Annotated in this window: 7 protein-coding genes and 3 pseudogenes; all 10 read left to right on the top strand. The window is 37.4% G+C overall.

Going from position 1 to position 12,301, the window contains the following annotated elements; all coding sequences use genetic code 11:
- Positions 1–79 precede the first annotated feature (79 nt).
- Positions 80–1,003: a dipeptidase gene (locus ACOI1C_RS00955; protein ID WP_422507066.1), complete on the top strand. Its 924-nt coding sequence runs from the start codon at positions 80–82 to the stop codon at positions 1,001–1,003.
- A 354-nt stretch (positions 1,004–1,357) separates the two neighbouring features.
- Positions 1,358–3,111: pseudogene (locus tag ACOI1C_RS00950) on the top strand (2-oxoacid:acceptor oxidoreductase subunit alpha).
- A complete protein-coding gene (locus tag ACOI1C_RS00945; protein WP_422507064.1) occupies positions 3,098–3,964 on the top strand; it encodes a 2-oxoacid:ferredoxin oxidoreductase subunit beta in 867 nt (288 codons plus the stop codon). Before ACOI1C_RS00950 ends, ACOI1C_RS00945 begins: the two are co-directional and overlap by 14 nt.
- A 272-nt stretch (positions 3,965–4,236) precedes the next feature.
- Positions 4,237–5,763 carry a tRNA (N6-isopentenyl adenosine(37)-C2)-methylthiotransferase MiaB gene (miaB, locus tag ACOI1C_RS00940; protein WP_422507062.1) on the top strand — a complete coding sequence of 509 codons (1,527 nt, stop codon included), beginning with the start codon at positions 4,237–4,239 and terminating at the stop codon, positions 5,761–5,763.
- 1 nt (position 5,764) lies between these two features.
- Complete coding sequence (locus ACOI1C_RS00935) at positions 5,765–6,214, top strand: RicAFT regulatory complex protein RicA family protein (protein WP_422507060.1); 450 nt, start codon at positions 5,765–5,767, stop codon at positions 6,212–6,214.
- 262 nt (positions 6,215–6,476) lie between these two features.
- Complete coding sequence (locus ACOI1C_RS00930) at positions 6,477–7,019, top strand: outer spore coat protein CotE (protein WP_422507058.1); 543 nt, start codon at positions 6,477–6,479, stop codon at positions 7,017–7,019.
- A 231-nt stretch (positions 7,020–7,250) separates the two neighbouring features.
- Positions 7,251–7,364, top strand: a pseudogene (locus ACOI1C_RS00925) (helix-turn-helix domain-containing protein); the annotation flags it as partial.
- 18 nt (positions 7,365–7,382) lie between these two features.
- A pseudogene (locus ACOI1C_RS00920) lies at positions 7,383–7,686 on the top strand (zinc ribbon domain-containing protein); the annotation flags it as partial.
- A 171-nt stretch (positions 7,687–7,857) separates the two neighbouring features.
- Positions 7,858–10,437, top strand: a complete 2,580-nt coding sequence (gene mutS, locus ACOI1C_RS00915) for a DNA mismatch repair protein MutS (protein WP_422507056.1) — start codon at positions 7,858–7,860, stop codon at positions 10,435–10,437.
- Positions 10,438–10,453: 16 nt separating this feature from the next.
- Entirely contained in the window at positions 10,454–12,292 is a 1,839-nt protein-coding gene (gene mutL / locus ACOI1C_RS00910) for a DNA mismatch repair endonuclease MutL (RefSeq protein ID WP_422507054.1), read from the top strand.
- Positions 12,293–12,301: the final 9 nt, after the last annotated feature.

The following is a 12,301-nucleotide window of genomic DNA, read 5'->3' as shown; positions in this document are numbered from 1 at the left end:
ACTTGGATTCTAATAAAAGTAAACCTGTTTGCAATGCGAGCAGGTTTTTCTTTTGGAGAGAAATGGAGGGGAAATATAGATGAGAATTTTTGATGCACACTGTGATGTTCTTTATAAACTCTGGTTAAACCCCACTCTATCATTTTTATCCAGTGAAGAGCTTCACGTAACCTATCATGGTCTGAGAAAAGGGCAAGGTAAAGTACAATGTATGGCTATATATATACCCGAGGAGGTACCTTATCAAGAACGTTTTGATGCAGCCTTAGAGATGGTCAACATTCTTTATGAAAAAATTCTGTCAATCTTTCCGAATATGAAGCTTGTTAAAGAAAAAAGGGACATTCAAGAGCTAAAAGAGCATGAAATTGGCATAATATTGACTCTAGAAGGATGTGACGTAATCGGTACTAGTCTCACAAGGCTGAGAACATTATTTCATCTAGGAGTCAGATCTGTCGGTTTAACGTGGAATTATAGTAATGCTGTTGCGGATGGTATCTTAGAACCAAGGGGTGCCGGCTTATCAATATTTGGGAAAAGCGTCGTGGAGGAAAACAATCTTCATAGAATTTGGACAGATGTCTCACATTTATCAATCAAAGGATTTTGGGATGTACTAGAGCTAGCAGCATTTCCGATTGCTTCACACTCTAATGTATTTGAACTCTGTCCAAATCCCAGAAACTTGAATGACGATCAAATTAGAGCTTTAATAAGAAAAGACAGTATAATCGGTATAAACTTTGTTCCCTTTTTTTTGACTAGTGAAAAAAATGCCACGGTAAAAGATGTTCTAAAACATATTGATTATATATGCCAGCTAGGTGGAGAGAAAAATATAGGATTTGGTTCTGATTTTGATGGGATCTCACAAACGGTAATCGGATTAGAGAGTTATGAGTGTTATACTGATCTAGTAATCGAACTTAATAGGCATTATAACGCGGAACAAGTACACCATTTTTGTTATCAAAATTTTATTAATCACTTACCCCAGTAGTAGAGTTAAGAGGTTCATGAATATATAAAAATCAAAAAATAAAAAAAAATTCATGTTTTCATTAATTAATGTGGCGAAAGGGTTGCTTTTTTTACAGGTTAGGTCTAGAATTGTAAGCGTTTAGTACGTATCCAACTTTTCGTAAATCTATTGAACTACTTGGAAAAGTGCTAGCTTAAAAGTATGGGTTCAAGAAGTTACCGAGTACTAATAAACTAACCATCATATAGTGGTTTCGACTTAGACTTTCATTTTCTTTATGTAAGTGTAGCTTTGGCTTTTTGAACATCCTTTACTAGTATTCATTAAACAAAAATATCAATTTTTGAACGTAATTCGAAGGGGTGTAATCACATGATCAATCAACTTTCATGGAAAGTTGGAGGACAGCAAGGGGAAGGTATTGAAAGTACAGGAGAAATCTTCTCAACTGCTTTAAATCGTTTAGGGTATTATTTATATGGTTATCGCCATTTTTCATCTCGTATTAAAGGTGGACACACTAACAACAAAATTCGTGTGAGTACGACACAGGTTCGTGCGATCTCAGACGATCTTGATATTTTAGTAGCGTTTGACCAAGAGACAATTGATGTTAACTTCCATGAGCTACGTGATGGTGGAATTGTACTTGCGGATGCAAAATTCGAGCCTACGATTCCAGACAGTTCAACTGTAACATTGTATTCGGTTCCTTTTACACAAATTGCCACCGAACTAGGGACTTCACTTATGAAGAACATGGTTGCAATTGGTGCAAGTAGTGCTGTAATGGATCTTGATATTAATGTGTTCAAAGAAGTAGTATCTGAGATTTTTGGTCGTAAAGGTCAACAAATTGTTGAAAAAAATATGGAAGCCATAAAGAATGGTTTTGATTATGTAACGAACCAAGCTGGTGAGAATATTCAAACTTTGCAACTTGAAAAGGCAGATGGTCAAAAGCGTTTGTTCTTAATTGGTAATGACGCCATCGCAATGGGTGCTTTAGCAGGTGGTGCGCGTTTCATGCCTGCCTACCCAATCACTCCTGCATCAGAAATTATGGAATACTTAATTAAAAAGTTACCTAAATTTGGTGGGACTGTTATCCAAACGGAAGATGAAATTGCAGCTTGTACAATGGCAATTGGTGCAAATTATGCGGGGGTACGTGCATTAACAGCTTCTGCTGGACCTGGACTATCTCTAATGATGGAAGCAATCGGTCTGTCAGGTATTACTGAGCAACCATTAGTCATTGTAGATACACAGCGTGGAGGTCCTTCAACAGGATTACCAACTAAGCAAGAACAATCTGACTTAATGGCCATGATTTATGGTACACACGGTGAGATTCCAAAGGTAGTTATGGCTCCAAGTACAGTTCAAGAAGCATTCTATGATATTATTGAAGCATTTAATATTGCGGAAGAGTATCAAGTACCAGTTATTTTATTAACTGATCTTCAATTATCACTTGGGAAGCAAACAGTTGAGCCATTAGACTATGACAAGATTCAAATTCGTCGTGGTAAGCTTCAAGATACTGAGCTTCCTGAAGTGGAAAATAAAGAATATTTCAAACGTTTTGAAGTGACAGAAGACGGAGTCTCACCTCGTGTAATTCCTGGAATGAAGAATGCTATTCACCATGTAACAGGTGTAGAGCATGATGAAACGGGTAAACCATCAGAGGGAACTGACAATCGTAACGCTCAAATGGATAAGCGTATGCGCAAGCTTAATAATATTAAATTTAACACTCCTGTTCATGTGAATGCGAAGCATGAAGAAGCAGACATTCTTTTAGTAGGATTTAACTCTACACGTGGTTCAATTGAAGAAGCAATGATTCGTCTTGAAGAGGATGGAGTAAAGGTGAACCATGCACATGTTCGTCTACTTCACCCATTCCCAACGGATGAAATGCTTCCATTGGTGAAATCTGCTAAGAAGGTTGTCGTTGTTGAAAATAACGCAACGGGTCAATTAGCAAGCCTTATCAAAATGAATGTCGGCTACGGCGAGAAAGTTGCATCATTGTTAAAATATGATGGAAACCCATTCCTAACTAAAGAAATTCACAACAGAAGCAAGGAGTTGTTATAATAAATGGCAACATTTAAAGATTTTCGTAACTCTGTAAAACCTAACTGGTGCCCTGGTTGTGGGGATTTCTCAGTTCAAGCAGCTATTCAGCGTGCTGCTGCTAATGTTGGGCTAGTTCCTGATCAATTAGCTGTAGTATCTGGTATCGGTTGTTCTGGGCGTATTTCTGGATACATTAATGCATTTGGTTTTCACGGAATTCACGGTCGTTCATTACCTATCGCTCAAGGTGTTAAAATGGCAAACAGAGACTTAACTGTTATTGCTTCAGGTGGTGACGGTGATGGATTCGCCATTGGTTTAGGGCATACGATTCATGCAATTCGTCGTAATATCGACGTAACATACATCGTAATGGATAATCAAATATATGGTCTTACAAAAGGACAAACTTCACCTCGTAGTGATGTTGGTTTTAAAACGAAGAGTACACCACAAGGTTCAATCGAATCTTCCCTTTCTATTATGGAAATGGCATTGACAGCTGGTGGAACTTTCATTGCACAAAGTTTCTCAACAGACTTAAAAGAGTTAACTGCTTTAATTGAAGCAGGAATTAATCATAAAGGATTCTCTTTAATCAACGTATTTAGCCCATGTGTTACATATAATAAGGTAAACACGTATGATTGGTTTAAAGAGAACCTAGTAAAATTAAATGACATTGAAGGCTATGATCCACACAATAAGATGTCAGCAATGCAGGCTCTAATGGAAAATAAGGGACTTGTAACAGGCCTTATCTACCAAAATAAAGAGCAAAAGTCATACCAAGAATTGGTTACTGGTTACAGTGAAAAGCCATTATCTGAAGCAGACTTAATACTTTCTGAAACTCAGTTCGATGAGCTAGTAGCAGAATTCATGTAATACTTAAAAAGGCTAATATCCTCCTTTGGAGAAAATTAGCCTTTTTTTTTACAAATATATCGAGTTGCGGCTTTTGTTCTTGGAAGTCGATAAGTCGTAATCATCGCATTTTTTCTCGAAAAATTGTACAATTTTCAACATATTGCTATTCCCATTGTTTAAAATAGCTTCAACCTATATACTATGGTAATGTGTATATAATTTTATTCATCATACCTTTAAAAATTAAACTATAAACATTCGATGTTTAACATATAGAAAGGAGCTTAACAATGAACGAAAAACAACGTCTTGAATTGAGCCAGGTACAAACCATAGATTCTGTTGAAAAAAAAGACTTTAGTAAGTATTTTGAAACGGCCTATTTACCACCTTCGTTAAAGGATGCAAAAAAGCGTGGAAAAGAGCAAGTGAATTACAATGATTTTGGCATACCAGAAGATTTACTCGGGATGGGAAACGGTCGTAAATTCTATATCCGTACTTATGGATGTCAGATGAATGAGCATGATACAGAGGTAATGGCAGGTATCTTCATGGCTTTAGGCTATGAGCCTACAGACAGTGTTCAAACAGCTGATGTGGTCTTGTTAAACACATGTGCAATTCGTGAAAACGCAGAAAACAAGGTATTTGGTGAAATCGGTCATTTAAAGCCTTTAAAACTGCAAAGGCCCGACCTGTTAATTGGTGTGTGTGGCTGCATGTCACAGGAAGAATCAGTTGTAAATAAAATTCTTGAAAAGCACCATTTCATTGACATGATCTTTGGGACTCACAATATTCATCGACTCCCCCAAATATTAAATGAAGCCTATCTATCTAAAGAAATGGTCGTTGAGGTTTGGTCCAAAGAAGGTGATGTGATTGAGAACCTACCAAGAGCGCGTAAGGGTAATGTAAAGGGTTGGGTTAACATCATGTATGGCTGTGATAAGTTTTGTACGTATTGTATTGTGCCATATACTCGTGGTAAGGAACGTAGTCGTCAACCAGAAGATATTATTCAAGAGGTTCGTCACCTCGCAGCTCAAGGCTATAAGGAGATTACACTTCTAGGACAAAACGTGAATGCTTATGGTAAGGATTTTATGGATTTAAACTATGGACTAGGTGAATTAATGGATGAATTGCGTAAGATTGATATTCCGCGCATTCGCTTTACAACAAGTCATCCAAGAGACTTTGATGACCGATTAATTGAGGTATTAGCAAAGGGTGGGAATTTACTTGATCACATCCATTTACCTGTTCAATCCGGAAGTACAGAGATATTAAAGCTTATGGCTCGCAAGTACTCACGTGAACATTATTTGGAGCTTGTTCGTAAAATAAAAGTGGCTATTCCGAATGTGTCTTTAACAACGGATATCATAGTTGGATTCCCTAATGAAACCGAAGAACAGTTTGAAGAAACTTTGTCATTATATCGTGAAGTAGAGTTTGACTCTGCTTATACATTTATTTATTCTCCACGTGAAGGAACTCCTGCTGCCAGTATGGAAGACAACATTTCGATGGAAGTAAAAAAAGAACGCCTACAACGCTTGAATAATCTTGTCAATGAAACATCTGCTAAGAAGCTAAAAGAGTATGAAGGACAAGTTGTTGATGTGCTAGTTGAAGGTGAAAGTAAAAAAAACCCTGATGTTATTGCGGGTTATACGACTAAGAGTAAGCTAGTAAACTTTAAAGCTCCAAAGTCAGCAATAGGAAAAATAGTGAAAGTAAAGATAAATAAAGCTAAAACTTGGACACTAGATGGAGAAATGGTTGAAGAAACGGTTGAGGTGAACTAAAATGACATATACAAGAGAAGATATTATTAATCGTGCAAAAGAATTGGCAAAAATGATCTCTGAAACAGAAGAGGTCGATTTTTTTAAACGCGCTGAAGCGCAAATAAACTATAATCAAAAGGTGCAACAGACAATATCTCAAATTAAAGCTCTTCAAAAGCAAGCAGTCAATTTCCAACATTATGGTAAGCATGAGGCGCTTAAACAAGTCGAGGAGAAAATTGATGGCCTTCAAGAAGAACTGGATGGCATTCCGGTTGTTCAAGATTTTAAATCATCACAAATGGATGTTAACGATCTTCTTCAGATTGTTGCATCAACTATTTCCAATGGAGTGACGGATGAAATTATCACAGCAACTGGTGGAGATGTTTTGCGAGGAGAAACAGGATCGAAAGTAAACAATTCTGGATCAACTGGAAGCTGCGGCGATGGCTGCGGCTGTCACTAGTCCGATAATATGAAGGGTGCAGAATTATTTCTGCATCCTTTTTTCAATTCTGCATTTCAGCGATGGAACATAAGAAGAAACAAATTTTTCTCTCCTAAAAAAAAATTTAGTACATATCTGGGCGTGCGTGCATAGAATGAACTATACCGCCTAATTCTGATGAAATTTGTAACATTTTACTTACCGAAAAAATTAGTAGGCACACTAGTCATTTGTCACGCATAGGATGAAATGAAGATTGAATTGAGGAGGGTTTGTTCTTATGTCCCAATACAGAGAGATTATTACAAAAGCTGTCGTTGGAAAAGGAAAGAAATTCACGCAGTGCACTCATACGATTTCTCCATCACACAGACCAACAAGCATTTTAGGATGCTGGGTCATTAACCACGTATATAATGCAAAAAAATGTGGGGACGCTGTGGAAGTGGATGGTCGCTATGACATTAACGTATGGTACTCTTACAACGACAATACAAAAACAGAGGTTGTAACAGAAACCGTACATTATAAAGACACTGTAAAGCTACGTTACCGTGATGAAAACTTCTTTGGAGATGATCATGAGGTAATTGCTCGTGTCATTCAACAACCAAACTGCTTAGAAGCAACAATCTCGCCTAACGGAAACAAGGTCATTGTTCAAGTTGAAAGAGAATTCTTAGTTGAAGTAATCGGTGAAACGAAAGTATGTGTTGCAGTAAGCCCAGAAGCATGTGACGATTCGGATTGGGATTGTGACGTTGACGATGAGGATTTCGAAGATTTAGATCCAAACTTCTTATTAGGCGATGAAGAAGAATAAGCAAAAACTAGGGAGGTACACTTCCTAGTTTTTCTTTTTTATAGGCCATGGCTAACCAAAGTACTTGCGCATTTTTATCAGTTTCCGAAAGAAGACTCTCTCTTCAATCGTGTGAAGGGCGAAGTCTAATGATAAGGAGGAGATGAATTTCGGTTGGCTGGCGTTAGCCAAAGCTATGATCAAAATGGCATACTTAGAACAAATGTTCCGGTTGGGAGTGAGGTGGATTTCATGTTAGTAAACAAAGCCTACAAATTCCGTATCTATCCAAATAAGAGACAGACTGAACTCATTAACAAAACCATTGGTTGTTCAAGGTTTGTATTCAATTTCTTTTTAGGCAAACAGAAAGATAAAGATGCTATGTTAAAGAATCACAAGCTCGCAAACGCAATCAGTGAAGTATCTTGTCTTGGTCACAATTCAAAACAATGATCGAATACAAAGCGAAATGGTACGGAAAACAAGTCGTTACAGTAGCGAAAAACTTTCCTTCCAAGTCAACTATGTTCTTGTTGTGGCTACAAAAACAAAGACGTTAAAGATCTCGGATTACGTGAATGGAATTGTCCAGAGTGCCATAGTCACCATAATCGAAGATATTAATGCAAGCTTAAATCTCCAAAACGAAGCCGTAAGGCTAACCCCGTTGGTACAACGGGGTTAGCCTAATCAATAACTAGGATACACTGGTGTTCTTAGGAATCTCCCCCTTGAAAACAGACCGTAAGGTCGTTAAGGGGTGAGTAGTTCAATTGCCCATCATTTCCACCTAAGAACATTGTAGAATTATGTTATAATAGAAACAAAGATTTTGATGATGTGTTGGGGGTTTACTATGGTGCAATATACGCCGATGTTAGAGCAATATTTAAAGATTAAGGCAGACTACTTAGATGCCTTTTTATTTTTTCGTTTAGGTGATTTTTATGAAATGTTTTTTGAGGATGCAGTAAAAGCAGCCCAGGAATTAGAAATAACGTTAACGAGTCGTGAGGGTGGAGTGGGTGAACGGATTCCAATGTGTGGGGTTCCGCACCATGCAGCACCTAATTATATAGAACAATTAGTAGAAAAAGGCTATAAAGTGGCAATCTGTGAACAAACTGAAGATCCGAGACTTGCCAAGGGTATTGTAAAACGAGAAGTTGTTCAATTAATTACACCTGGGACAGTTATGGATGGTAAGAGCTTAGATGACAAGCAAAACAACTACATAGCGTCTTTAACGAGCTTTGATGACAATAGTTTTGGATTTTGTTACAATGACCTATCAACTGGAGAACTGAATGTCACCTTGCTTGAATTGTGGGATGAAGTGATCGGTGAAATCCTTTCTTTACAGGCAAAAGAAGTAGTGGTCTCACCTACCTTTAATAAGGAACGGTGTAAACTGTTAGAAGAACGTTGCTTCGTAACCGTCTCATATGAAGAGGATTCCTCAATAGTCGGCGAAGTAGAAGAACTTTTTCAACGGATTGAAATGGACAAGCTAAAGCATACAGTATCCCGGTTGTTACACTATTTAAAGAGGACTCAAAAAAGAAATCTTGACCATTTGCAACCTGCTGAATATTATCAAGTTCATCATTTTATGAAAATTGATGTATACTCGAAGCGAAACCTTGAATTAACCGAGACAATTCGCTCAAAAGGAAAAAAAGGTTCGTTGCTGTGGCTTCTAGATGAAACAATGACCTCAATGGGAGGAAGGATGTTAAAGGCCTGGATCGATCGCCCTCTCATTGATTTGGAAAGAATAAAAAATCGACACGATATGGTGGAAGTTCTTCTGGCGCAATTTTTTCAAAGAGAAGAGCTACGTGAAAAATTAAAGGAAGTTTATGATATTGAGAGATTAGCTGGGCGAGTGGCATTTGGGAATGTTAATGCTAGGGATTTACTACAGTTAAAAAAATCCCTAGAGCAGATTCCTTTTTTACAATCAACTATTGGTCAGTTAGAGCTTCCTTATGCTCAAAAGCTAGTCCATAAAATAGACCCGTGCTTTGATTTATTAGACATATTAGAACGTTCCTTAAAGGATGATCCACCGCTTAGCGTGAAAGATGGAGATATGATTAGAGATGGTTTTCACGAGCCTCTTGATCAATATCGAGATGCTAGCAGGAATGGGAAAGCATGGATATCACAACTTGAACAGAAAGAACGTGAGCTAACAGGAATAAAAACTCTGAAAATCGGATATAACAGGGTGTTTGGTTATTACATTGAGATAACAAAGTCAAATATAGGTAATTTAGAAGAAGGAAGATATGAACGAAAGCAGACACTTGCTAACGCTGAACGATACATTACTCCTGAACTTAAAGAGAAGGAATCACTGATCCTAGAAGCACAGGAAAAGATTGGTGAATTAGAATATGATTTATTCTTAGCCCTTCGTGAACAAGTTAAGGTTTATATTCCTAGACTACAAGCACTAGCTAAGCTCATTAGTGAAATCGATGTTCTTCAATGCTTTGCAAGTGTTAGTGAGAAACAACATTTGATAAAGCCAACCATGACCACTGAACAGATCTTACATGTCAAAAATGGTCGTCATCCTGTCGTGGAGAAAATGATGGACACCCAGCAGTACGTAGCAAATGACTGTTTCATGAATGCTGAAAGACAATTACTTCTAATTACCGGTCCAAACATGTCAGGGAAAAGTACGTATATGAGACAAATAGCCTTAACGTCCATATTGGCACAAATTGGTTGTTTTGTATCGGCAGAAAAAGCAGTCCTTCCTATTTTTGATCAAGTCTTTACAAGAATAGGGGCAGCTGATGATTTAATTTCTGGTCAAAGTACCTTTATGGTCGAAATGCTAGAAGCGAAAAATGCCATCTCAAATGCAACGCATAATAGTTTAATCTTATTTGATGAAATAGGTAGAGGTACGTCAACCTATGATGGGATGGCATTAGCACAAGCCATCATAGAATATATTCATCAAAATATCGGTGCAAAAACATTGTTTTCTACACACTACCACGAGCTTACTACTCTTGATAAAGAATTAGTGAACTTGAAAAACATTCATGTTAAAGCGGTTGAACAAAATGGTAAGGTTGTATTTTTGCATAGTGTTCAAGAAGGGGCAGCGGATAAAAGTTATGGTATCCATGTTGCAGAGCTAGCAGAACTTCCAAAGTCGATAATTTCAAGAGCACAGGAATTATTGACTCAATTTGAGGCGAAAAATCAAACAAAAGTTACCCAACAAGTTAAAGAAGACCAACAACTATCCTTTTTTGAAGGATCTAAACCTTCACGTAATGAAACAAACCTCTCTAGTAAAGAAAAAGAAGTTATGAAGCTCTTACAATCTATACCCTTAATGGAAATGACGCCAATGGATGCAATGAATAAACTTTATGAAATTCAAAAGAAATTAAAAGCTTACTAGGGAGGAGACATTGCTAGTGGGGATTATTAGAAAACTAGATGATTCACTCTCCAATAAGATTGCTGCAGGTGAAGTGGTAGAGCGACCTGCCTCTGTTGTGAAAGAGCTTGTTGAGAATGCCATTGATGCAGGAAGTACGGTCATTGAAATAGAAGTGGAAGAAGCGGGGCTTTCGAAGATTCGTATTATTGATAATGGCCATGGAATACAAGAAGATGATTGCTTAGTGGCACTTGAACGGCATGCTACAAGTAAAATAAAAGATGAAAACGATCTATTTCGAATCAGAACGTTAGGCTTTAGAGGAGAAGCTTTACCAAGTATAGCTTCTGTATCAGAATTTGAGATAAAGACAGGCTCTGGGGCTGGGCCTGGAACACTTCTTTCATTAAGAGGGGGAGAAGTGCTCAAGCATGAACAGACAAATAGTCGAAAAGGAACGGAGATAACCGTTCAAAATCTTTTCTTTAATACGCCTGCTAGATTAAAGTATATGAAAACCATTCATACAGAGCTCGGGAATATATCGGATTTAATTAATCGGTTGGCTATGGCTTATCCGGAAATTTCTTTTAAATTGACTCATAGTGGAAAAAGGATTCTATTTACAAGTGGAAATGGAGATGTATTACAAGTACTATCTTCAATTTATGGCATGTCCATTGCTAAAAAACTCATTCCCATACAATTGGTTTCGTTAGACTTTCAAGTAAGTGGCTATGTCTCATTACCCGAAATAACCCGTGCTTCAAGGAACTACTTATCAATCATGATAAATGGAAGGTATATCAAAAACTATCCCTTAAGTAAAGCTATTCAAAACGGTTATCATACTTTACTACCAATCGGTCGCTTTCCGATCGTACTTCTAAAGATTGAGATGGATCCAATACTCGTTGATGTAAATGTCCATCCTGCTAAGCTTGAAGTTCGAATTAGTAAGGAAGCTGAACTAAACGATTTAATTGAAGAAGGGATTAAAAACATCTTTAAAGGTCAGCAGCTTATCCCTTCTGTTGGAGTGCCAAAAAGTTTTAAAAGAGATGAATCAGTTCAAGAAAGGTTTTCATTCACTCATACACCTGCACCCGTGATTTATGAGGAACAAGTAAGCTTACTAAACAATCAGTCTGTCGTTAAACAACCAATAACTACGAACACTCATTCTCAAGTAATAACCGATGTTACAGATGTTCGAAAAACAGTCCTTAACAATGATGAAGGTTATGCAGTTTCGGAACGATTGGAACCGTTGGAAACTGAGAATCAAGAAAGAATACCTCCTCTTTACCCAATTGGTCAAATGCATGGAACCTATATATTGGCTCAAAATGACAACGGATTATATATTGTGGATCAGCATGCAGCTCAAGAGAGAGTGAAATATGAGTTTTTCCGTGAAAAGGTTGGAGATGTGAGACGGGAATTACAGGAGCTTCTTGTTCCTATTACTCTTGAATATTCTTACAATGATTATCTAATTATTGAAGAAAATAGAGTTGTACTAGAGGGAATCGGTGTATTTTTAGAGGAGTTTGGTCAGCAAAGCTATATCATTCGTGCTCATCCCCAATGGTTTCCTGTCGGGTATGAGGTGGAAGTGATTGAGGAATTGATACAGCAAGTTTTAACGAAGAAAAAAGTAGATATAAAGAAATTACGTGAAGATGCTGCGATCATGATGAGCTGTAAAGGATCCATTAAGGCCAATCAGTTTTTACGGGAATCTGATACTTTTTCACTATTAGAATCCTTACGACAAACCGAAGACCCATTTACGTGCCCACATGGAAGACCGATTATCGTCCATTTTTCCACCTATGAAATGGAAAAGCTATTTAAACGAGTCATGTAAAAAAGCTGT

This window comes from Bacillus sp. DJP31, assembly GCF_049310945.1.
Taxonomy (GTDB): domain Bacteria; phylum Bacillota; class Bacilli; order Bacillales; family SA4; genus Bacillus_BS.
This window is presented reverse-complemented; position numbering and strand designations above follow the sequence as displayed.

Bases quoted from the DNA above. Each gene is read 5' to 3' on its own strand.
- ACOI1C_RS00955 (WP_422507066.1), top strand. From the start codon at position 80: ATGAGAATTTTTGATGCACACTGTGATGTTCTTTATAAACTCTGGTTA.
- ACOI1C_RS00945 (WP_422507064.1), top strand. From the start codon at position 3,098: ATGGCAACATTTAAAGATTTTCGTAACTCTGTAAAACCTAACTGGTGC.
- miaB (WP_422507062.1), top strand. From the start codon at position 4,237: ATGAACGAAAAACAACGTCTTGAATTGAGCCAGGTACAAACCATAGAT.
- ACOI1C_RS00935 (WP_422507060.1), top strand. From the start codon at position 5,765: ATGACATATACAAGAGAAGATATTATTAATCGTGCAAAAGAATTGGCA.
- ACOI1C_RS00930 (WP_422507058.1), top strand. From the start codon at position 6,477: ATGTCCCAATACAGAGAGATTATTACAAAAGCTGTCGTTGGAAAAGGA.
- mutS (WP_422507056.1), top strand. From the start codon at position 7,858: ATGGTGCAATATACGCCGATGTTAGAGCAATATTTAAAGATTAAGGCA.